At 69.2% G+C, this 21,429-nt stretch carries 19 protein-coding genes; 5 read left to right on the plus strand and 14 right to left on the minus strand.

Features of this window, described 5'->3' with window-relative positions:
* Nucleotides 1–43 precede the first annotated feature (43 nt).
* Nucleotides 44–625, plus strand: coding sequence for a hypothetical protein (locus JOF40_RS17200; RefSeq protein WP_129182129.1), 582 nt, complete (start codon nt 44–46; stop codon nt 623–625).
* Nucleotides 622–1,215: a hypothetical protein gene (locus JOF40_RS17205; RefSeq protein ID WP_129182131.1), complete on the plus strand. Its 594-nt coding sequence runs from the start codon at nt 622–624 to the stop codon at nt 1,213–1,215. The genes JOF40_RS17200 and JOF40_RS17205 overlap by 4 nt, the downstream gene beginning before the upstream one ends.
* 86 nt (nt 1,216–1,301) lie before the next feature.
* Here the strand turns inward: JOF40_RS17205 and hisH are convergent, their stop codons facing one another.
* The 4 genes from hisH to hisD are packed head-to-tail and all read right to left on the minus strand — an operon-like array spanning nt 1,302 to nt 4,943.
* Nucleotides 1,302–1,943, minus strand: a complete 642-nt coding sequence (gene hisH, locus JOF40_RS17210; protein WP_129182133.1) for an imidazole glycerol phosphate synthase subunit HisH — start codon at nt 1,941–1,943, stop codon at nt 1,302–1,304.
* A complete protein-coding gene (hisB, locus tag JOF40_RS17215) occupies nt 1,940–2,539 on the minus strand; it encodes an imidazoleglycerol-phosphate dehydratase HisB (protein ID WP_129182135.1) in 600 nt (199 codons plus the stop codon). Before hisB ends, hisH begins: the two co-directional genes overlap by 4 nt.
* On the minus strand, nt 2,536–3,612 hold the full coding sequence (locus tag JOF40_RS17220; RefSeq protein WP_129182137.1) for a histidinol-phosphate transaminase: 1,077 nt from the start codon (nt 3,610–3,612) through the stop codon (nt 2,536–2,538). The genes hisB and JOF40_RS17220 overlap by 4 nt, the downstream gene beginning before the upstream one ends.
* The gene (gene hisD / locus JOF40_RS17225) at nt 3,612–4,943 is read right to left on the minus strand and encodes a histidinol dehydrogenase (RefSeq protein WP_307800777.1); all 1,332 of its coding nucleotides are present in this window, start codon (nt 4,941–4,943) and stop codon (nt 3,612–3,614) included. Before hisD ends, JOF40_RS17220 begins: the two co-directional genes overlap by 1 nt.
* A 34-nt stretch (nt 4,944–4,977) precedes the next feature.
* Here hisD and ybaK point away from each other — a divergent pair, with 34 nt between their 5' ends.
* Nucleotides 4,978–5,469, plus strand: coding sequence for a Cys-tRNA(Pro) deacylase (gene ybaK, locus JOF40_RS17230; RefSeq protein WP_129182139.1), 492 nt, complete (start codon nt 4,978–4,980; stop codon nt 5,467–5,469).
* Here the strand turns inward: ybaK and JOF40_RS17235 are convergent, their stop codons facing one another.
* Together JOF40_RS17235 and dnaE are read right to left on the minus strand one after the other, a co-directional pair.
* A complete protein-coding gene (locus tag JOF40_RS17235) occupies nt 5,470–5,991 on the minus strand; it encodes a hypothetical protein (protein WP_129182141.1) in 522 nt (173 codons plus the stop codon).
* Entirely contained in the window at nt 5,979–9,512 is a 3,534-nt protein-coding gene (gene dnaE, locus JOF40_RS17240) for a DNA polymerase III subunit alpha (protein WP_129182143.1), read from the minus strand. Before dnaE ends, JOF40_RS17235 begins: the two co-directional genes overlap by 13 nt.
* Before the next feature lie 188 nt (nt 9,513–9,700).
* Here dnaE and JOF40_RS17245 point away from each other — a divergent pair, with 188 nt between their 5' ends.
* The gene (locus JOF40_RS17245; RefSeq protein WP_129182145.1) at nt 9,701–10,108 is read left to right on the plus strand and encodes an iron chaperone; all 408 of its coding nucleotides are present in this window, start codon (nt 9,701–9,703) and stop codon (nt 10,106–10,108) included.
* 3 nt (nt 10,109–10,111) lie between these two features.
* On the opposite strand, the gene JOF40_RS17250 is transcribed toward JOF40_RS17245, so the two are convergent.
* From JOF40_RS17250 to JOF40_RS17285, 8 genes are all read right to left on the minus strand, one after another.
* On the minus strand, nt 10,112–10,918 hold the full coding sequence (locus tag JOF40_RS17250; protein ID WP_129182147.1) for an ABC transporter permease: 807 nt from the start codon (nt 10,916–10,918) through the stop codon (nt 10,112–10,114).
* Complete coding sequence (locus tag JOF40_RS17255; RefSeq protein WP_129182149.1) at nt 10,915–11,901, minus strand: ATP-binding cassette domain-containing protein; 987 nt, start codon at nt 11,899–11,901, stop codon at nt 10,915–10,917. Before JOF40_RS17255 ends, JOF40_RS17250 begins: the two co-directional genes overlap by 4 nt.
* A 93-nt stretch (nt 11,902–11,994) precedes the next feature.
* Nucleotides 11,995–13,326 carry a hypothetical protein gene (locus tag JOF40_RS17260; RefSeq protein ID WP_129182151.1) on the minus strand — a complete coding sequence of 444 codons (1,332 nt, stop codon included), beginning with the start codon at nt 13,324–13,326 and terminating at the stop codon, nt 11,995–11,997.
* 9 nt (nt 13,327–13,335) lie between these two features.
* Complete coding sequence (locus tag JOF40_RS17265) at nt 13,336–14,847, minus strand: YncE family protein (protein ID WP_188111786.1); 1,512 nt, start codon at nt 14,845–14,847, stop codon at nt 13,336–13,338.
* Between the two features lie 60 nt (nt 14,848–14,907).
* Nucleotides 14,908–16,131: a pyridoxal phosphate-dependent aminotransferase gene (locus tag JOF40_RS17270; protein ID WP_129182155.1), complete on the minus strand. Its 1,224-nt coding sequence runs from the start codon at nt 16,129–16,131 to the stop codon at nt 14,908–14,910.
* Between the two features lie 129 nt (nt 16,132–16,260).
* Nucleotides 16,261–17,232 (minus strand): RluA family pseudouridine synthase, encoded by a 972-nt coding sequence (locus tag JOF40_RS17275; protein ID WP_129182157.1) that lies wholly within the window; start codon nt 17,230–17,232, stop codon nt 16,261–16,263.
* Nucleotides 17,229–17,768 carry a signal peptidase II gene (locus JOF40_RS17280; RefSeq protein ID WP_129182159.1) on the minus strand — a complete coding sequence of 180 codons (540 nt, stop codon included), beginning with the start codon at nt 17,766–17,768 and terminating at the stop codon, nt 17,229–17,231. The genes JOF40_RS17275 and JOF40_RS17280 overlap by 4 nt, the downstream gene beginning before the upstream one ends.
* A complete protein-coding gene (locus JOF40_RS17285) occupies nt 17,741–18,142 on the minus strand; it encodes a TraR/DksA family transcriptional regulator (RefSeq protein ID WP_129182161.1) in 402 nt (133 codons plus the stop codon). The genes JOF40_RS17280 and JOF40_RS17285 overlap by 28 nt, the downstream gene beginning before the upstream one ends.
* A gap of 92 nt (nt 18,143–18,234) precedes the next feature.
* On the opposite strand from JOF40_RS17285, the gene ileS reads away from it, so the two are divergent.
* Entirely contained in the window at nt 18,235–21,414 is a 3,180-nt protein-coding gene (gene ileS / locus JOF40_RS17290; protein WP_129182163.1) for an isoleucine--tRNA ligase, read from the plus strand.
* Nucleotides 21,415–21,429: the final 15 nt, after the last annotated feature.

Raw genomic sequence — 21,429 nt, forward strand, 5'->3', positions numbered from 1 at the left:
GTTACCGTTCGGGGCCCGCTTCACGACCGACAGGATCTTCCCCATGCGCTCCAGCGCCCGTATCGCCGCAGCTCTCGTGTCCACCGCCTTCGCCGTCTCCGCGACCGCCACCGGCGCGTTCGCCCAGTCGACCACCGTCAAGGACAAGGCCAGCGACGTCATCGCCTACGCCGATGACAACGACCAGAACGGCACGGTGCTGGGCTACGCCGAGAGCATCGCGTCGGGTGCCGACCTGCGCAGCGTCACGGTCGATCACGGCAAGACGAACGTCACGCTGACGATCAAGTTCGCCGATCTCCAGAACACCACCGCGGTGTCTGTCGCGTTCCGACCCGATGCCAAGAAGCGGCCGAACCGCGTGCTCGCCAACACCGGCCGCGCATCAGGAGTCGTCTTCGACACCGACGGGGAGGCACGCTGCACCGTCAAGCTGAAGACGCGGCCCGGACGGTCCGGCTCGATCAAGGCGACCGTCAAGCGTTCGTGCCTGGGCTCCCCCGACAAGATCCGCGTCAGCGTCGCCGCCGTCAGCCTCGGCGACGACGGCCGCCTGCGCGTCGACTCCCTGTCGAAGGGCGATCCGCGTCGTCCCGTCTACACCAAGGCGCTCAAGGCCTCGTGACGCGCACCTTCTCGCGCCTCGCCGCGTCCACCGCCGTCGCCGCCGGGCTCGTCCTGTCGGCCGGCGCGACGGCCCACGCCGAGGGCACCCACGTCAAGGACAAGGCCAGCGACGTCGGATTGGTCCCGGACATCAGAAGTGACGCCTACGACGTCCTCGGGTACCAGGCCAGCATCGACTCCGGCATCGACCTGCGGGGCATGCGCGTCAACCATGGCAGCACGACCGTCACGCTTCGTCTGAAGTTCGCTCAGCTCGGCCCCGAGACGAACGTCTCGATGCAGTTCCGCAGCAACGGACGGCGCGAGGTCACGCACTACCTGCTCAGCGTGTCGAAGCGGCGCGCGATCGTGCTCGACCCTGAGGCTTCTGACACGTGCTCGGTCCCGCTGAAGACCCGCACGGGCCGCAAGGGGATCCTGAGGGCCACGATCAAGCGTTCGTGCCTGGGCAACCCCGACCGCATCAAGGTCCAGGGTGGAGTGTTCTCCGGCGATCTCGCCTCGGAGCAAGGGGCGCTCCACGTGGACCCCATCTCGAACACCCAGGTCCGGGCACCGTCCTGGACGAGGTGGCTGACGTCGGGCTGATCCCCCCCGGCCCGCCTCGAGGAGGTGGATCTGCAACCGATTTCGAGCTGAGAAGGTTGCACATCCACCTCCTCGTGCGTCACCGACTACAGCGTCGCGAGCCAGTTCTGCAGCAGGTGCATGCCGGCGTCGCCGGACTTCTCGGGGTGGAACTGCGTCGCCCACAACGGACCGTCCTCGACGGCGGCGACGAACCGGTCGCCGCCGTACTCGGTCCAGGTGACATCGGCCTGCAGGAGCGCCGGCGGACGCGTCAGCACCCAGTCGCGCAGGCCGTAGGAGTGCACGAAGTAGAAGCGTTCGTCGGCCAGCCCGGCGAACATGCGCGAGCCGGCGTCGGGCTCGACGGTGTTCCAGCCCATGTGCGGCACGATCGGTGCCTGCAGGCGCTCGATCACGCCGGGCCATTCCGCGCACCCCTCGGTGCGCACGCCGTGCTCGATGCCCTCGGCGAACAGGATCTGCATGCCGACGCAGATGCCGAGCACCGGACGACCCGCGATGAGCCGCCGCTCGATGATCCGCACGCCGTCGACCTCGCGCAGGCCCTTCATGCAGGCCTCGAAGGCCCCGACCCCGGGCACGAGCAAACCGTCGGCCTCGGCAGCGACCCCGGCGTCGTTCGTGAGGACGACGTCGGCACCGGCGCGCTCGACCGCGCGCACCGCCGACCGCAGGTTGCCCGAGCCGTAGTCGAGCACCGCGACGCTGGGACGCGGCTGCGTCACAAGGCACCCTTGGTGCTCGGGATTCCCGTCTCGCGCGGATCGAGGGCGATCGCCTGGCGCAGGGCGCGGGCGACGGCCTTGAACTGCGCCTCGGCGATGTGGTGCGGATCGCGGCCGTCAATCAGCCGCACGTGCATCGTCATCGCGGCGTGGTGCGCGATCGACTCGAGCACGTGCGCCGTCAGCGAGCCGGAGTACTGCCCGCCGATGATCGCGGTGATCTGCCGCTCGGGCTCGCCGGAGTGCACGAAGTACGGGCGTCCGGAGACGTCGACGACGGCCTGGGCGATCGACTCGTCGAGCGGCACGATCGCGTCGCCGTAGCGGGTGATGCCGACCTTGTCGCCGAGCGCCTCGCGCAGGGCCTGGCCCAGGCAGATGGCCGTGTCCTCGACCGTGTGGTGCGCGTCGATGTGCAGATCGCCCTCGGTGCGGACCGTGAGGTCGATCAGCGAGTGCCGCGAGAACGCCGTCAGCATGTGGTCGTAGAAGCCGACGCCCGTCGAGATGTCGTTGGCACCCGTGCCGTCGAGGTCGATCTCGACCACGACGTGCGACTCGGAGGTGCGTCGCTCGATGCGGGACGTACGGGTCATCGGGTCACCTCGTGGAGAGCGGTTCGGAAGGCCAGCATCTCGTCGGGGGTGCCGATCGAGACGCGCAGCCATCCTAGGGGTCCGACCTCCCTGATCAGGACGCCCCGGTCGAGCACGCCCTGCCACACCGCGTGCCGGTCGTCGAAGCGGCCGAACAGGACGAAGTTGGCATCGGACTCGGCGACCTCGAACCCCTGCTCGCGCAGCCAGGCGGACGTCTCGTCGCGGGTCGTGCGCAGGGCGTCGACCTGGGCCAGCAGCTCCGGCTCGTGCCGCAGCGCCGCGACCGCTGCGGCCTGGCTCACCGCCGACAGGTGGTAGGGCAGGCGCACGATGCGCAGAGCGTCGATGATCGCGGCGTCGGCGGCGACGTAGCCGAGGCGTCCGCCGGCCAGGGCGAAGGCCTTGCTCATCGTGCGGGTGACCAGCAGACGCGGGAACTCCTCGAGCAGCTCGAGCGCGCTGGGCGTGCCGTCTCGGCGGAACTCGGCATAGGCCTCGTCGACCACGACGACTCCCGGCGCGGCCTCGAGGATCGCGCGTGTGTGGGCGGGGTCGAGCGCCGTGCCGGTGGGGTTGTTGGGCGACGTCAGGATCACGACGTCGGGACGCTCCGCCGCGATCAGCGCGAGCGCCGCGTCGACGTCGAGCCCGAAGTCGTCGCGTCGTCGTCCGGCCACCCACCGGGTGTGGGTGTTGCGGGCGTACTCGGGATACATCGAGTAGGTCGGCGCGAACGACACCGCGGTGCGTCCCGGCCCTCCGAAGGCCTGCAGCACCTGCTGCATGACCTCGTTGGAGCCGTTGGCGGCCCAGACCCGTTCTGCCGTCAGTCCGTGCCCGAGGTACGACGCGAGCGACGTCCGCAGCTCGACCGCCTCACGATCGGGATAGCGGTTGAGCGTCAGCGCGGCTCGGTAGACCGACTCCGCGATGTCGCGCGCGGTCTCCTCACTCGGCCCGTAGGGGTTCTCATTGGTGTTGAGCTGCACCGGCACGTCGAGCTGCGGCGCGCCGTACGGCTCGTCGTCCCGCAGCTCGTCGCGGATCGGGACCCATTCGGGCACCGGCATCAGCGGGACGTCCGGATCGAGACCGCCGCACCGTGCGACGGCAGGTTCTCGGCCTCGGCGAGCGTCACGACGTGGTCGCCCACCTCGCGCAGGGCTGCCTCGGAGTAGGTCACGACGTGCATGTTCTTGCAGAACGCGCGCACCGACAGACCTGACGAGTGGCAGGCGCACCCGGCGGTGGGCAGCACGTGGTTGGACCCCGCCGCGTAGTCGCCGAGCGAGACGGGCGTGAACGAGCCGACGAAGATCGCACCGGCGTTGACGATGCGGCCCGCGACGCCGGCGGAGTCGGCGGTCTGCACCTCGAGGTGCTCGGCGGCGTAGCCGTTGGCGACGGCGACCGCCTGGTCGAGGTCACGGACGATCACGGTCGCCGACTGGGTGCCGTCCAGAGCCGTCCGGACGCGCTCGGCGTGCCGGGCCGACGGCACGAGCCGCTCCAGCTCGACGTCGACCGCACCGGCGAGGGCCTCGCTGTCGGTGATCAGGACGCTCGCGGCCATCGGGTCGTGCTCGGCCTGGCTGATCAGGTCGGCCGCGACGAAGGCGGCATCGGCGGTGTCGTCGGCGATGATCGCGATCTCGGTCGGCCCGGCCTCGGAGTCGATGCTCACCGTCCCCTGCAGGTGCCGCTTGGCGGCGGCGACGTAGATGTTGCCGGGCCCGGTGATCAGGTTGACGGGGCGGCAGTCGATCGTGCCGTCGTCCGAGGCCGCTCCGTAGGCGAACATCGCGAGCGCCTGGGCACCGCCGGCCGCGTAGACCTCGTCGATGCCGAGCAGCGCGCACGCCGCGAGGATCGACGGGTGGGGCAGGCCGCCGAACTCGGCCTGCGGCGGGCTCGCCAGCGCGATGCCGGGCACGCCGGCGACCTGCGCGGGCACGGCGTTCATGACGACGGTGCTGACGAGCGGCGCGAGGCCGCCGGGCACGTAGAGGCCGACCCGCTGCATCGGGACGATCCGGCGCTCGACCGTGGCGCCGGGGGCGACGTCGGACGTCAGGCTGTGCTCCAGCTCGGCCTCGCACGTCATGCGCAGGCGACGGACCGACTCATCGAGCGCCGACCGGATGGCCGGGTCGAGGGCGGCGAGCGCATCGGCGAGCGCCTCCTCCGGGACGCGCAGCTGCGCGGGGCGCACGCCGTCGAACTTCTCGCCGGCATCCAGCACCGCGACCGAGCCCCGCTCGCGCACGTCGTCGCAGATGGGGCGGACCGCCGCCAGCGCGTGCTCGACGTCGACCTCGGCACGCGGCACCGCGGCGGTGTAGACCGCGGCGGCCTCGTCGGCGGAGGGGTCGAGCGAACGAAGATCGAGTCGTCTCATCACGACGACAAGTCTACGGACGCACTACGGTGGACCCGTGGCCGCCAACCAGAAGCCCACCGAGTCGACCCCGGCGTTCGTCGCTCTGCACCGCGCCGACGTCCGCTTCGCCTCGCACTCCTACGTCCACGACCCTCGCGCCGAGTCGTTCGGCATGGAGGCCGCCACCGCGCTCGGCGTCGAGCCGGGGCGCGTGTTCAAGACGCTGATGGCCCTCATCGACGACGAGCTGTGCGTCGGCGTCGTCCCCGTCATGGGGTCGCTCGACCTCAAGGCACTCGCCGAGGCAGTCGGTGGCAAGCGCGCCCAGATGGCCGACGCCGCGCAGGCCCAGCGGGCCACGGGCTACGTCATCGGCGGCATCTCGCCGATCGGCCAGAAGAAGGCTCACCGAACCGTGATCGACCGCAGCTCGTCGCAGTGGCCGACGATCTTCGTGTCGGGCGGGCGGCGCGGTCTCGAGGCCGAGCTCGCGCCCGCTGACCTGGTGCGCGTCACCCGGGCCGTCGTGGCCCGCATCGCGCGCTGACTACACCTGGTCGTCGGCCCCTCGGTCGCCCGCCCACGAGGCGACGATGACGCCGAGCACGCCGAAGATCGGCCACACCAGGAACGGCGCGACGCCGTCGACCGCGAGCTGGGACGGGACCTTGTCGCCGACCCCGACGCCGGCGACGGTGCCCGGAGGCGGCGGCCCCAGCTCGACGCCGACCCGCCACGCGACGAGACCCGCCACCGTCACGAGGGCCGCGGCGACCGGGACGGCCAGCCACCCGAGATCGGGCACGAGGCGGGCCGTGACGACGCCGCTCACGAGCGACGCCACGGCACCGACTGCCACGAACACCACGATGACCGAGAACTGACCGCGGGACGCCGCCTCGGTCAGCACGATGCCGCCATCGCGACCCAGCCACTCGGCGGGCTGGGCCAGCCAGACCCACACGAGCCCGGCCACGACTCCGGCCAGCAGGGTCACGAGGGTCGCGATGGCCAGGCGGCGGGGCGCGACGGCGGGACGGACGGACGGGGTGGTGCTCAGGTCAGGCAATGGGGTCCCAGCAGCTCTTTGAGATCGGCGATGAGTGAGGACGACTGTGCCACACGCAGGCTGCTGTCGAGGCGCATGACCTTGGTCGTGCCGTTGCCGATGAGCCGCAGGTGCACCTCCGACATGCCGGGATGGGCCGACAGCACCTGCTTGAAGGTGCCGATCGTGTCGCTCGTGCATCGGGCGACCGGCAGGCTCACGACGAGCGGACGGTCGGGGCCACCCGAGCCCATCGCTGGCATCGTGACCTCCAGCGCGTTGAGCTCGACGCCGTCGTCCTTGCGTCGCACGCGACCCTTGACCACGACGATCGTGTCGGGCACCAGCACCGGCATCGCCAGTTGGTAGGCCCCCGGGAACACCATGACCTCGATGCCGCCCTCGAGATCCTCGATCGTGACCGAGGCCCAGCTGTCACCCTTCTTGCTCATGCGTCGCTGCACGCCGGTGATGAGCCCGCAGATGCGCACCGTGCTGCCGTCGGGCAGGTCGGTGTTGGTGAGCAGCTCGCCGACCGTGCAGTCGCTGCTGGCCCGCAGCACGTGCTCGAGCCCCTGCAGCGGGTGGTCGGAGACGTACAGGCCCAGCATGTCGCGCTCGAACGCCAGCAGCTGTGTCTTCTCCCACTCCGGCATCGAGTCGGGCACCTCGACGCGTCCGCCGCTGAACACCTCGTCGCCGAGGCCGCCGAACAGCGAGTCCTGTCCGATCGCGGCCTGTCGCTTGAGGTCGATGTAGAGGTCGACGCCCTCCTCGGCGACGGTCGTGAGCGCCCGCCGACGGTGACCCATCGAGTCGAAGGCTCCGGCCTTGATCAGCGAGTCGAGGACCCGCTTGTTGCACACCAGCGTCGGCACCTTGTCGAGGAAGTCGTTGAAGTCGGTGTAGGCACCGCCGGCGCGTCCCTCGACGATGCCCGCGACCACGTTCTCGCCGATGTTGCGGATCGCGCCCAGGCCGAAGCGGATGTCGGCGCCCACCGAGGCGAAGTTGGACACCGACTCATTGACGTCGGGCGGCAGCACCTTGATGCCCATGCGGCGGCACTCGTTGAGGTAGATCGCCGACTTGTCCTTGTCGACACGGGTGCTGGTCAGCAGCGCCGCCATGTACTCGGCCGGGAAGTTGGCCTTGAGATAGGCCGTCCAGTACGAGATGACGCCGTAGGCCGCCGAGTGCGCCTTGTTGAAGGCGTAGTCGGAGAACGGCAGCAGGATGTCCCACAGCGTCGTGATGGCCTTCTGCGAGTAGCCCCGCGACAGCATGCCCTCCTGGAAGCCCGCGTACTGCTTGTCGAGCTCGGACTTCTTCTTCTTGCCCATCGCGCGCCGCAGGTTGTCGGCCTGGCCCAGGCTGAACCCCGCCAGCACCTGGGCGATCTCCATGACCTGCTCCTGATAGACGATCAGGCCGTAGGTCTCGCCGAGCACCGTCTCGAGCGGCTTCTCGAGCTCGGGGTGGATGGGGTCGATCGGCTCGCGACCGTTCTTGCGCCGTGCGTACTTGTTGTGGGAGTCGGCACCCATGGGGCCCGGACGGTAGAGCGCGCCGACGGCCGAGATGTCCTCGAACTTGTCGGGCTTCATGCTGCGCAGCAGCGCCCGCATGGGGCCACCGTCGAGCTGGAAGACGCCGAGCGTCTCGCCGCGCGCCAGCAGGTCGTAGGTCGCGGGGTCGTCGAAGGTCAGGTCTTCGAGCACCAGGTCGATGTCGCGGTTGCGCTTGATGTTGACCAGGGCGTCGTCGAGCACCGTGAGGTTGCGCAGGCCCAGGAAGTCCATCTTGACCAGCCCGAGCGCCTCGCACATCGGGTAGTCGAACTGGGTGATGATCGCGCCGTCCTGCTCGCGCTTCATGATCGGCACGATGTCGATCAGCGGATCGCTCGACATGATGACGCCGGCGGCGTGCACGCCCCACTGGCGGATCTGGCCCTCGAGCCCCAGCGCCGTCTGGTAGATCTTGCGGACGTCGGCGTCCTCGTCGTGCAGCTTGCGGAAGTCGCCGCCGTCGCCGTAGCGCTTGTCGTCGGTGTCGAACAGGCCCTTGAGCGTGACGCCCTTGCCCATGATGTCGGCCGGCAGCGCCTTGGTGATGCGCTCGCCGTGCGAGAACGGGTAGTCCATGACGCGTGCGGCGTCCTTGATCGCGGCCTTGGACTTGAGCCGTCCGAAGGTCGCGATCATCGCGACCCGCTCCTCGCCGTACTTGTTGCTGACGTAGCGGATGACCTCGCCGCGACGACGCTCGTCGAAGTCGATGTCGAAGTCGGGCATCGAGGGGCGTTCGGGGTTGAGGAACCGCTCGAAGATCAGGCCGTGCGTCAGGGGGCACAGGTCGGTGATGCGCAGCGCGTAGGCCGCGATCGAGCCGGCACCCGATCCGCGACCCGGTCCGACGCGGATGCCGTTGTCCTTGGCCCAGTTGATGAAGTCGGCGACCACGAGGTAGTAGCCGCAATAGCCCTTGGTGCGGACGACGTCGAGCTCCATCTCGGTGCGCGCGCGCACCTCGTCGGTGATGCCGTCGGGGTAGCGGCTCTCGATGCCCTTCCAGACCTCCTTGGTGAACCAGGAGTCCTCGGTCTCACCCTCGGGGACGTCGAAGCGCGCCATGTAGCCACCGTTGGACTCGGTGAACTCGACATTGCAGCGCTCGGCGATCAGCAGGGTGTTGTCGCACGCCTCCTTGAGGTCGAAGCGGTCCTCCCACAGGTCGCGCATCTCGGCCGCCGACTTGATGTAGAAGTCGTTGGAGTCGAACTTGAACCGGTTGGGATCGGTCAGCGTGCTGCCCGACTGGACGCACAGCAGGGCCGAGTGCGCCTCGGCGTCCTCGGGGCTCGTGTAGTGCGAGTCGTTCGTCGCGATGGCCGGCAGGCCGAGGTCGGCCTTGAGCCGCAGCAGCCCGTCGCGCACGACCCGCTCGATCTCGAGGCCGTGGTCCATCAGCTCGAGGAAGAAGTTCTCCTTGCCGAAGATGTCCTGGAACTCCGCGGCCGAGGCGCGGGCCTTCTCGTAGTTGCCGATGCGCAGCCAGGTCTGGATCTCACCCGACGGGCACCCCGTCGTCGCGATGAGGCCCTTGCCGTAGCGCTGCAGCAGGTCGCGGTCGGCGCGCGGCTTGCGGTACTGCCCCTCGAGGCTCGCGTACGAGCCGATGCGGAACAGGTTGTGCATGCCCTCGGTGGTCTCCGACAGCAGCGTCATGTGCGTGTAGGCACCGCGACCCGCGACATCGGCGTCCTTGGCTCCCTTGTTCCACTGCACGGCCTTCTTCTCGGTGCGTGGGATGTTGGGCGTCAGGTACGCCTCCATGCCGATGATCGGCTTGACCCCGTGCGCCTTGGCCTTGCTGTAGAAGTCGTAGGCGCCGTGCAGGTTGCCGTGGTCGGTCATCGCGATCGCCGGCATCTCGAGCTCGGCGGTGCGTTCGAACAGGCCGTCGAGCAGGGCGGCACCGTCGAGCATCGAGTACTCGGTGTGGACGTGCAGGTGCACGAATGACGAGTCGCTCGACATCGAGTGCTGGCCTCCGGGGCTGAGATCTGTCCAGACGTCGTGCAGTCTGGCGGGACGGTCTGCGGGACGGCCTGGACGGCCCTCCGGGGAAGGTCTCCAGAGTAGTCGAGCGGTCCGACGAGAATCAGCACCGCGCCGCATCCGTCCCGGCCTCCGAGCCAAAAGATCACCGCACCCATACTGGAGGCATGACTGGGCACCCGGACCGCGAGAAGCAGACCTACCTGAGCGTCGACGACTACCTCGCCGCGGCGACGTACGACGTCGAGCCGCGCCTGGTCGAGATGCGCCGGGTCGTCACGGAGGCGTTGCCGGACGCCGAGGAGACCATCAGCCACAACATCCCGGCGTACGAGCAGCACGGGGTCGTCGTGGTGCAGTTCGCCGCGACCGGCGAGCACACCTCGCTCAACTTCTTTCCGACCGCCGGCGTCCGGGTCCGGTTCGACGCCGAGCTCACGCCCTACAAGGTGACCAAGTCGGGCGTCCGGTTCCCGCACGAGGACCCGCTGCCCGTCGACCTCATCGCCGACATCGCGGCGTTCAGGCTCTCCGAGGCCGCCGAGTTCGCGGCCCGGCGGCGCTCGGGTCAGTAATCGTCAGCGGCTGCTCGCGATGCGGTACTGACGGATCGACAGCGGGACGAAGACCGCGACGATGATGACGACCCAGATCAGCGTGTACAGCACGGGGTTCTGCAGCGACCAGGCATCGGATGCCGCCGGCCGGCCGTTGGTGTTGCCGAACAGCTCCCGAGAGGCCTGCGTGACGGTCGACACCGGGTTCCACTCGGCGAACACCTGCAGGGCCTTCGGGAACCCGTCGAGCGGCACGAACGCGTTGGACACGAACGTCAACGGCATGATGACGATGAACGAGGCGTTGTTGATGACCTCGACGCTCGGCACCAGCAGGCCGATGTAGGCCATGATCCAGCTGATCGCGTAGGCGAACACCAGGAGCAGCAGGAACCCGCCGACCGCGTCGACGACTCCCTCGCGCATGCGCCAGCCGACCAGCAGGCCCGTCAGCGCCATGATGACCAGCGACAGCACGTTGTAGACGATGTCGGACGTCGTGCGGCCCACCAGCACCGCGGAGCGTGACATCGGCAGCGACCGGAACCGGTCGATGATGCCCTTCTGCATGTCCTCGGCGAGGCCGGCACCCGTGAACGTCGCGCCGAACACGACGGTCTGGGCGAAGATGCCGCCGATCAGGAACTCCCGGTAGTTGACGCCGTCGCCCGGGTCGATCGCGCCGCCGAAGACGTAGGCGAACAGCAGCACGAACATGATCGGCGAGATCAGGACGAACACCAGGATCTCGGGGACGCGGATGATCTTGATGAGGTTGCGCTTGGCGACGACCCATCCGTCGGTCGCGTGGCGGGTCAGGGTCGTCATGCCGGCACCTCCGTGCTCTCGTCGGAATCGTCGGTCGGTGCCGTCTCGGCGGCCCGCCCGGTCAGCGTCAGGAAGACGTCGTCGAGCGTCGGTCGACGCAGGCCGACGTCGAGCACGTCGATGCCCCGGTCGTCGAGCTCGGACAGCACCGTGCGCAGCTGCGGCACTCCCCCGACGACGGCTGCCGTGAGCTCGCGTCCGTTGTCGCCGACCTGCACCTCGCCGACCGCGACGGCGGCCAGGATGCGGGCGGCGTCGTCACGCTGGGCCGCGTCGCCCAGCAGCACCTCGATGCGCTCGCCGCCGGTCTGCGACTTGAGCTCGTCGGCCGTGCCCCGTGCGATGGCCTTGCCGTGGTCGATCACGACGATGTCGTCGGCCAGCAGGTCTGCCTCCTCGAGGTACTGCGTCGTGAGCAGCAGCGTCGACCCCGACGAGACGAGATCGCGGATGACGGTCCACATCTGCTGACGACTGCGTACGTCGAGTCCCGTCGTGGGCTCGTCGAGGATCAGCACGGGCGGGGCGGCGACCAGCGCGCCTGCGAGGTCGAGACGCCGCCGCATGCCGCCCGAGTACGTCTTGGACGGTCGGTCGCCCGCGTCGTCAAGACCGAACCGCTCGAGCAGCTCACGGGCCCGTGCGGACGCCTTGGCCTTGGGCATGCCGTAGAGCCGCCCGACCATCTGCAGGTTCTCGAAACCCGTGAGGTGCTCGTCGACCGCCGCGTACTGGCCCGACAGGCCGATGCGCGCGCGGACGCCGTCCGGGTCCTTCGCGACGTCGATGCCGGCGATCTCGGCCGTGCCGGACGTCGCCTTGAGCAGTGTCGCGAGGATGCGCACCGCAGTGGTCTTGCCGGCGCCGTTGGGTCCGAGCAGGCCCAGCACCTTGCCCTCGGGCACATTCAGGTCGAGCCCCGAGAGGGCCTCGACCCCCTTGTACGTCTTCACCAGCCCGGTCGCCCGGATCATGTCGGCCATGCGTCAGACACCTCTCAGTATTCCTATCAGGAACATCAGAGGTCATCATGCCGCACACCACCGACAGAACGCGAGACCCGACGTCACGGCCCGTCAGGCACGCAGCCACTTCTGCGTCGCGGCGAACAATCCGTCCTCGTCGACGCCGAGAACTGAGGCCACCGTGTCGGCGTCGTCGTTGCCGTAGAAGGTGCTCGCCACCTCGATGACCCGCTCGCGGCCTTCGGTGCGGGCCAGGTGCTCGAACACCGCTGCCCCGCACTCGTAGTTCAGACCGTCGGGATCGTCCGTGTAGAACTCCTCGACCGCGGACCTGGGCATCCGCCGCCGGAACCCCGGGAAGGAACGGGCGATGGCATCACGCTGCTGCTGGAACGCGCCGGCGTCGGCTTGGTTCTCGACCCACCGAGCCAGTCCTTCGACCACCCAGCGCGGGGCGTCACGACCCCACTGGTTGGCCAGCGCGTGCACTGCCTCGTGACACGCCACGTCGCCGACCGAACCGGACTCGAAGGCGCTGGGATTGACGGCGATGCGCGCCGTGGCCACCGGCTGCCCGTCACCGACGACGGCGACGGTCTGCCCCTGGGCGAGCTCGGCCGGATCGACGTAGAGGTGCGAATAGGCCACCCCTTGGGCCTCGATGAGGTTCGAGCCACCCCACAGCGTGTCGCGAACCTCGTCCCACGCCACCGCGATGAACACCTTCTCGACCCCCGCCGGCCTGGGCATGAGGTCGAACGCCCGCGCGACACCCGCGTCGAACTCCGTCACGGACCGCCGCACCACGTCACGGTCCTGGGACCTGAAGGCAAGGACCGCATGGTCGGTGACGGCGATGTCGACCTTCGCGACGTCCCAGATCGCTGGAGCGAATCCCTCTGGTGTCTCGCTCACCCGGTCGATCACGAGGGGTGCCGTCGCCGAGTCCTTGACGAAGGTGGCGTCGAAGACCTCCACGACGTCTCTGGAGTCACAGTCACGGATGCGGTGACCGAACACCACGTTGCTGCGGTACTCGAGCGGTCCACCCGAGGAGTTGCGGGCTCGCCCCTCGGGCAGCCCCACGAAGAACTCGCCGGAGACGATGTCGTTGCGCTCGAAGTTGTCCAGGCGATAGGCCCAGCGCTCACGGAGATCCTTGTCGCCTGGCGTCACGGTCGTCGCCCCGACCAGCTCGAGCAGGCGGTCGAGGTCTCGGCCCTCGAACGCGGCGTTGAGCGCTGCCACCAGCACCGCGACGTCCTTGGGGGTGACGGCGTTGCCGGCGTCCTGCTCGTTGATGACCGGCCCGTCGTCCTGCTTCGCGGTCGGCACGATCTTCGTGCCGTCGGACCCGCCACCGCAGGCAGACAGGAACATCAGTCCCGCAGAACCCATGAGGAGGGTCCGGCGGTGGACGTGCACGGTTTCTTGGTCAGTCACGTCCGACTCCTACCTCTGCTTGGGCCAGCTGAACAGGCCGATGTCGTAGACGTCTGCGCCATCGGCACCGGGGGCTTCACCGACGAGTTCTGCGCCGAGGTCGTCGACGAAGTTGCGCGTGAGCGCGATACCTCCGGGGAAGGGCACCACGACCGGGTCGAGGGTCAGACCGGTCCGGTACTTCTCGGGCACCGGCCACCGCCCGACCACGGCACCGGTCTTGGCGTCGAGCGCGAAGACCTCGACCGAGCTCTGTCCCGAAGCCGTCGCGATGACGTACCGGCCATCCGAGGTCAGCGACTTGGGCCGGACAACGACCCGATACCGGTCGCCGTCAGGCACCCCGTCGACCAGTAGCTCTGCAGCGTCGAACCGCCAGACGAGCTTGCCGCTGGTCATCGAGTACCGCGCGATGCTGCGCACCTGTGGCATGACGAGGTCGCCGTCGACCGCCAGCGTCTGGTCATTCTCGAGCGCGTACAGACTGGGTTGATCCGCGGGCACCTCCTGATCGACCCCGTCGGCCTGGGTGACGCTGCCGATGACCTTGCCCGTCGTGGCGTCCAGCTGAGCGATGCTGTTCCTCACACCGTCCTCGGCGTAGATCCATGTGCCGTCGTGAGGTGACAGCGACATCAGACAGTCGCTGGACGACCTTCCCGGGAACACCGAGCTGAAGCGGGTCGTCCAGGACTTCTCGAACGCCGGCAAGGCAAAGCCGCTGATCGTGCAGGCGCTGTCGCCGTCGGCATCATCACCGGTCGCGACGACGAGTACAGGGGCCGCGGCAGCCGGGCTGACGCTCTTGACGTCCGTCCCGAGTACCGCCTTGAGGACCGGCTTGCCGTCGTCTACCGCATACATGCCGACGTCCTCGGAACGCCCGACCTGGCCCAGAAGATGGTCGGTCTTGCCGATCGTCACGATGTCGTCGTCAGCCGAGTACAGCGCCTGCTCGGTGTCGTCCTCGGCGGCCAGCTGGCCGAGATCGACGTCCGTCAGCACTTTCCCATCGGCCACTGACACCGTCGCAAGCCCTTCACAGCCGGCTCCGTCGGTGTCGTACAGCACGGTGAACGTCTTGACGTCCGCGGTCTCTGGTTGGGACAGCGAGCAGGTGGTCCCCGTGCCCATGTCGAGCTTGGCGGTCCAGAGCGTCTTGCCGGTCTTGGGGTCGTAGCCGGACACGTTGGCGACCGAGTAGGCCACGACGACGTCGTCGGTCACCAAGGCACCGGAGCGGCCCTCGGCCGCCAGCGCCTGGACGCTCTGGCCCACTTGGTCGTCCAGCTGGTCCGATGCCTTCACCAGGCCCACAGGCTCGAGGGCGGGACCGGTGGCAAGCCCTCGTGCCGACGGGGGCGTGCTCGGGAGAATGATCGACGAGGCCGTGTCGTCCTTCTTGTCGCGCGCTTCGCTCCCGTCATCACCGCCGCCGCTGCAGCCGGCCAGCACGAGCGCGGCACCCGTCAGGACGACCCACCACCGCGCGCGCGATGTCGATGACGCTTGTGCCAACATGCCCATGTCTTCCCCCGACGCTCGACACCTGTCTGGTGGAAGACTAGCTGTCTTCGGCTGTCACACCTGGCGGTAGCTGCTCAGGAAGTTGCCGAGGCGCTGGATGGCCTCGGCGAGGTCGCGGGCCCACGGCAGCGTCACGATGCGCAGGTGGTCGGGATCGGGCCAGTTGAAGCCCGTGCCCTGCGTCAGCAGGATCTTCTCCTGCAGCAGCAGGTCGAGCACGAGCTGCTGGTCGTCCTTGACCGGGTGGACCTCGGGGTCCAGCCGCGGGAAGGCGTACAGCGCACCCTTGGGGGTGACGACGCTGACGCCGGGGATCTTGCGCAGCTCGTCGACCGCGGTGTCGCGCTGCTCGAGCAGGCGTCCGCCGGGCAGGATCAGCTCCTTGATCGACTGGTATCCGCCGAGCGCCACCTGGATCGCGTTCTGCGCCGGCACGTTGGGGCACAGCCGCATCGAGCACAGCAGCGTGATGCCCTCGAGGTAGTCCTGCGCCCGCTGCAGCGGACCCGTGACGACGAGCCACCCCGCGCGGTAGCCGCACACCCGGTACGCCTTCGACAGGCCGTTGAACGTCAGGGTCAGCACGTCGGGGGCGACGCTCGCCAGCGGGATGTGCACCGCGTCGTCGTAGAGGATCTTGTCGTAGATCTCGTCGGCCATCAGCACGAGGTCGTGGCGGCGGGCCAGGTCGGCGATGCCGGCCAGCGTCTCGCGCGAGTAGACCGCACCCGTCGGGTTGTTGGGGTTGATCACGACGATGACCTTGGTGCGGTCGGTGATCTTGGACTCGAGGTCGGCCAGGTCGGGGTTCCAGTCGTCCTGCTCGTCGCAGCGGTAGTGCACCGGCACGCCGCCCGCGAGGTTGGTGACCGCGGTCCACAGCGGGTAGTCGGGGACGGGGATCAGCACCTCGTCGCCGTTGTCGAGCAGCGCCTGCAGCGCGATCTGGATCAGCTCGGAGACCCCGTTGCCGATCCACACGTCGTCGACGTCGATCTCCGGGAAGCCGTCCTGCAGCTGGTAGTGGTGCACGACCGCGCGACGGGCCGACTGGATGCCGCGCGAGTCGGAGTATCCGGCCGAGCCGGGCAGTGCCGCGATGACGTCCTGCAGGATCTCGGCGGGCGCGTCGAAGCCGAACGGCTGCGGGTTGCCGATGTTGAGCTTGAGGATGCGGTGGCCCTCGGCCTCCAGCTGGGCGGCTCGCGTGCTGACGGGTCCGCGGATGTCGTAGAGGACATCCCTGAGCTTCTCGGACTGGCGCACGATGGAGGACATGGCGACATTCTTCCATCCGGCGAACTGCCGCCACGCGCGAGTGGTGCGTTCACGTCCCCGAATGGTGCGTCGTGGACCGACACGCCGTCTCAGAGTGTCCAGGCCGCACCACTCGGGGACAGGGGTGGGTCAGCGAGGCAGGGGGTTGTCGTCGATCGTGCGGACGATCTCGAGGGCGTGCACGAGATCGGCCGGATAGGGCGACTCGAACTCGACGTACTCGCCCGTGCGCGGGTGGATGAAGCCCAGCTTGTGGGCATGCAGCCACTGCCGGTCGAGGTCGACGCGCTTGGCCAGCGTGGGGTCGGCCCCGTACATCAGGTCGCCGACGCAGGGGTGGTGGACAGCGCTCATGTGGACGCGGATCTGGTGCGTGCGGCCCGTCTCGAGCTTGATCGTGAGCAGGCTCGCGAAGCGGTGCGCCTCGAGGGTGTCGTAGTGCGTGATGCTGTCGCGGCCGCCGTCCTTGACCGTGAACTTGAAGTCGTGGCGGGGGTGCCGCGCGATGGGGGCGTCGATCGTGCCGGTGTGCGGGTCGGGGTGGCCCTGCACCAGCGCGTGGTACGTCTTGTCGACGACCCGGTCGCGGAACGCCTGCTTGAGCACGGTGTAGGCGTGCTCGGACTTGGCCACGGCCATGAGTCCGCTGGTGCCGACGTCGAGACGGTGGACGATGCCCTGACGCTCGGGTGCCCCGGACGTCGAGATGCGGATGCCGACACCGGCCAGGTGGTCGAGCACGGTCGGGCCGCTCCAGCCGACGGACGGGTGCGCTGCGACGCCGACCGGCTTGTCGACGACGACGATGTCGTCGTCCTGGAACACGATGCGCATGCCCTCGACCTCGGTGGCGACGACGACAGCGCGGCGCGGGGCCGGGATCGACGCCTCGAGCACCGAGCCGGCCATGACGCGGTCGGACTTGGCGGGCGTGTCGCCATCGAGCGTCACGTGCCCCTCGGCCACGAGTTCGCTGGCGCGGGTGCGCGACAACCCCAGCAAGCGGGCCAAGGCGCTGTCGACCCGCTCGCCCTCGAGGCCCTCGGGCACCTGGATGACCCGGTGCTCGAGCTGCGTGTCGGTGCCGTGGTCGGCCGTCATGACTTCTCCTCGCGAGTGCCGTCGATGCGCACGCCACGCCACGCACGCCAGACGATGATGAGTGCGGCCAGCGTCAGCGCGATGTCGGCGACGTTGCCCACGAAGACCCCGTAGTCGATGAAGTCGACTACGTGTCCCTTGAGCGGCGACGGCTCGCGGAAGATGCGGTCCATGAGGTTGCCGAGCGCGCCGGCCAGCAGCAGGCCGAGGCCCACGGCCCAACCGCGGTCGCGCAGGCGTGGGGCGATGCGGATGACGCCGATGCAGACCGCGATCGCGATGAGGCTGAGCACCAGCGTGAACCCGGCACCCGTGCTGAGCGCGGCACCCGGGTTGCGCAGAAAGCTCAGCGACAGCAGACCCGGGATGAGCTCGATCGAGTCGCGACCCTGGAGCTTCTCGACGGCCAGGACCTTGGTGACCTGGTCGAGGACGAGTGCCACGAGCGCGACGGCCGCGAACAGCCGTACGTGTGTCCTCGTGGTCGCACCCTGGTCGTCGCCAGGGTTCAGCGACGCTCCTCGCGCTGCTTGCATGTCATGCACAGTGTGGCACGCGGGAACGCCATCAGACGATTCTTGCCGATCGGCTCACCGCAGAACTCGCACTGGCCGTAGGTGCCCTTCTCGAGCCGGTCGAGGGCCTTCTCGGTCTGCAGCAGCAGCTCGCTCTGGTTGGCGCGCAACGACATCTCGGCATCGCGCTCGAGGCCCTTGGACCCCACGTCGGCCTGGTCGTTGCCGGCTCCGTCGACGCCGTCGCGGAGCAGGTCCTGCAGCTCACGCGCGGACTGGTCGAGCTCGACCTTGAGGCGCACGAGGTCACCCTCCAGCTCGCTGCGGACCTCCTTGGTCTCGGCTGCGGTCCAGGGGGTCTCGTCCGCTCGCACGGCGAGCTTGGTGTTTGGCATGCACGAAGGTTAGACCCCTGTCAGGACAAAGCCAACTCGAACGACGTCGCACCGCCGAGGGCGACGGCAGTGACACCCGTAGAATTGGACGGGTGACTTCGCCCGCGTCTGAGCGCCCCTCGTACAAGCCGGTTCCCGCCCACGTCGATCTGCCGGTGCTGGAACGCGAGATCCTCGATCTGTGGTCCGAGCAGGGCACGTTCGCGGCGAGTCTCGACACCCCCGCCGACGCCCCCCGCTGGACGTTCTACGAGGGCCCGCCGACGGCCAACGGCACGCCCGGCACGCACCATGTCGAGGCCCGGGTGTTCAAGGACGTCTTCCCGCGGTTCAAGACCATGCAGGGCTACCACGTCGACCGCAAGGCCGGTTGGGACTGCCACGGCCTGCCCGTCGAGATCGCGGTCGAGAAGGAGCTGGGCTTCAACGGCAAGCCCGACATCGAGGCCTACGGCATCGCCGAGTTCAACGCCAAGTGTCGCGAGGCCGTGGTCCGCAACGTCGATCTCTTCGAGGAGATGACCGACCGGATGGGCTACTGGGTCGACATGGAGCACCCGTACCGCACGATGGAGCCGTCGTACGTCGAGAGCGTCTGGTGGGCGCTGTCGACGATCTTCAAGAAGGGCCTGCTGACCGAGGACTACCGGGTCGCGCCCTACTGCCCCCGGTGCGGCACGACGCTGTCCGACCACGAGCTGGCGCAGGGCTACGAGACCATCACCGACCCCTCGGTGTACGTCCGGTTCCCGCTGACGTCGGGGCCGCTCGCTGGCCGCGCCTCGATGCTGGTGTGGACCACGACGCCCTGGACCCTGGTCTCCAACACCGCCGTCGCGGTCAATCCCGAGTTCACCTACGTCCTGGCGACCAACGGCGACGAGACGCTGCTGGTCGCCGAGTCGCTGGTCGGCAAGGCGCTCGGCGAGGGCTGGACCACGACCGGCGAGACCTTCGCCGGCCGCGACATGGAGCGCTGGACGTACCAGCGTCCGTTTGAGCTGATCGCCTTCCCGGCAGGGAATGATGGGCAGGGGCCCGTGCCGGCCCACTTCGTCGTGCTGGCCGACTACGTGACGGCCGAGGACGGCACGGGGCTCGTCCACCAGTCGCCCGCCTTCGGTGCCGACGACATGGCGGTCTGCAAGGCGTACGACCTGCCGGTCGTCAACCCGATCCGCGCCGACGGCCACTTCGAGGACGACGTGCCGCTCGTCGGCGGTCAGTTCTTCAAGGCCGCCGACCGTGTCCTGGCCGACGACCTCGCGTCCCGCGGCCTGATGTTCAACGAGCTGGCCTACGAGCACGCCTACCCGCACTGCTGGCGCTGCCACACGCCGCTGATGTACTACGCGCTGCCCGCCTGGTACATCCGCACCACCGCGGTCAAGGACCGCCTGCTGGCCGAGAACGCCGACACCAACTGGTTCCCCGGCACGATCAAGAACGGCCGCTACGGCGACTGGCTGACCAACAACATCGACTGGTCCCTGTCGCGCAGCCGCTACTGGGGCACTCCCCTGCCGATCTGGCGCAACGACGCCGATCCGTCCCGGCTCGTGTGCATCGAGTCGCTGGCCGAGCTGTCGAGCCTCACGGGCCGCGACCTGTCCGACCTCGACCCCCACCGCCCCTACATCGACGACGTCACGTTCGAGGTGGACGGCGAGGCCGGCACCTACCGCCGCGTCCCCGACGTCATCGACGCCTGGTTCGACTCCGGCTCGATGCCGTTCGCGCAGTGGGGCTACCCGCACGCGCCCGGCTCCAAGGAGAAGTTCGAGCAGGCCTACCCCGCGCAGTACATCGCCGAGGCGATCGACCAGACCCGGGGCTGGTTCTACTCGCTGATGGCCGTCGGCACCCTGGTGTTCGACCAGAGCTCGTACGAGAACGTCGTCTGCCTGGGCCACATCCTGGCCGAGGACGGCAAGAAGATGAGCAAGCACCTGGGCAACATCCTGCTGCCCATGCCCCTCATGGACGAGCACGGCGCCGACGCGCTCCGCTGGTTCATGGCGTGCTCCGGATCACCGTGGGCACCGCGCCGCATCGGCAACACCGCGCTGTCCGAGATCGTCCGCAAGGTGCTGCTGACCTACTGGAACACCACGGCGTTCCACGTGCTCTACGCCCGCACGGAGGGCTGGACGCCCACGGCCGGCGACGTGCCCCCCGTCGCCGAGCGCGAGGTGCTCGACCAGTGGCTGCTGTCCGAGCTGCACACGCTGACGCGCGACGTCACGGTCGCACTCGAGCAGTTCGACACCCAGGCCGCGGGCACGCGCATCGCGGGCTTCGTCGACGACATGTCCAACTGGTACGTCCGTCGCTCGCGCCGGCGCTTCTGGCGCGGTGACACCGCGGCCTTCGCGACGCTGCACGAGACGCTCGACGTGCTGACCCGCCTCATGGCACCCCTGACGCCGTTCATCGCCGAGCGGGTCTGGCAGGACGTCATCGTGCCCGTCACGCCCGATGCTCCGGCGTCCGTGCACCTGGCCACCTGGCCGGTCGCCGACGAGTCGCTGATCGTCGACGGCCTCGGGGCACGGGTCGACCTGGCCCGCCGCGTCACCGAGCTCGGACGCGCCGCCCGCGCCGAGGCCAAGGTGCGCACCCGCCAGCCCCTGCGGCGGGCCCTCGTGGCGTCGGGTGCGTGGCAGCAGCTCGGCGACGACCTGCGCGCCCAGGTGTGCGAGGAGCTCAACGTCGGCACCCTGGAGTCGCTCGCCGACGCCGGTGGCGAGCTCGTCGACCACTCCGCCAAGGGCAACTTCCGCAACCTCGGCAAGCGGTTCGGCAAGCAGACCCCGCAGGTCGCGACGGCCATCGCCGCAGCCGACGCGGGTGCGCTCGCCGCCGCCCTGGGCTCCGCCGGCGTCGCGACGGTCGACCTCGACGGCACCCCGATCGAGGTCGGGCCCGATGACGTCATCATCTCCGAGCGTCCGCGCGAGGGCTGGTCGGTCGTCAACGACCAGGGCGAGACCGTCGCCCTCGACCTCGAGCTCGACGAGGCGCTGCGGCTGGCCGGCTCGGCCCGCGAGGCCATCCGGGTCGTGCAGGAGGCCCGCAAGTCGTCGGGTCTCGACATCAGCGACCGCATCGTCGTCACCTGGACGGCCGAGGGGGCCATGGCCGAGGCCCTGCGCGCCCACAGCGGCCTGATCGCCGACGAGGTGCTCGCCACCTCGATCACCGAGACGTCCGACGCTTCGGCGTTCCGCGACGACGACCTGGGCTTCGCCTTCACCATCACCAAGGCCTGAAACCCGCCCGCGGGG

The sequence above is a fragment of the Aeromicrobium fastidiosum genome (assembly GCF_017876595.1).
Lineage (GTDB): Bacteria > Actinomycetota > Actinomycetes > Propionibacteriales > Nocardioidaceae > Aeromicrobium > Aeromicrobium fastidiosum.

Bases quoted from the DNA above. Each gene is read 5' to 3' on its own strand.
- JOF40_RS17275 (WP_129182157.1), bottom strand. From the start codon at position 17,232: ATGACGGCCGACCACGGCACCGACACGCAGCTCGAGCACCGGGTCATC.
- dnaE (WP_129182143.1), bottom strand. From the start codon at position 9,512: ATGTCGAGCGACTCGTCATTCGTGCACCTGCACGTCCACACCGAGTAC.
- JOF40_RS17265 (WP_188111786.1), bottom strand. From the start codon at position 14,847: ATGTTGGCACAAGCGTCATCGACATCGCGCGCGCGGTGGTGGGTCGTC.
- JOF40_RS17285 (WP_129182161.1), bottom strand. From the start codon at position 18,142: ATGCCAAACACCAAGCTCGCCGTGCGAGCGGACGAGACCCCCTGGACC.
- JOF40_RS17200 (WP_129182129.1), top strand. From the start codon at position 44: ATGCGCTCCAGCGCCCGTATCGCCGCAGCTCTCGTGTCCACCGCCTTC.
- hisB (WP_129182135.1), bottom strand. From the start codon at position 2,539: ATGACCCGTACGTCCCGCATCGAGCGACGCACCTCCGAGTCGCACGTC.
- JOF40_RS17250 (WP_129182147.1), bottom strand. From the start codon at position 10,918: ATGACGACCCTGACCCGCCACGCGACCGACGGATGGGTCGTCGCCAAG.
- JOF40_RS17270 (WP_129182155.1), bottom strand. From the start codon at position 16,131: ATGTCCTCCATCGTGCGCCAGTCCGAGAAGCTCAGGGATGTCCTCTAC.
- JOF40_RS17255 (WP_129182149.1), bottom strand. From the start codon at position 11,901: ATGGCCGACATGATCCGGGCGACCGGGCTGGTGAAGACGTACAAGGGG.
- JOF40_RS17245 (WP_129182145.1), top strand. From the start codon at position 9,701: ATGACTGGGCACCCGGACCGCGAGAAGCAGACCTACCTGAGCGTCGAC.
- JOF40_RS17280 (WP_129182159.1), bottom strand. From the start codon at position 17,768: ATGCAAGCAGCGCGAGGAGCGTCGCTGAACCCTGGCGACGACCAGGGT.
- JOF40_RS17220 (WP_129182137.1), bottom strand. From the start codon at position 3,612: ATGCCGGTGCCCGAATGGGTCCCGATCCGCGACGAGCTGCGGGACGAC.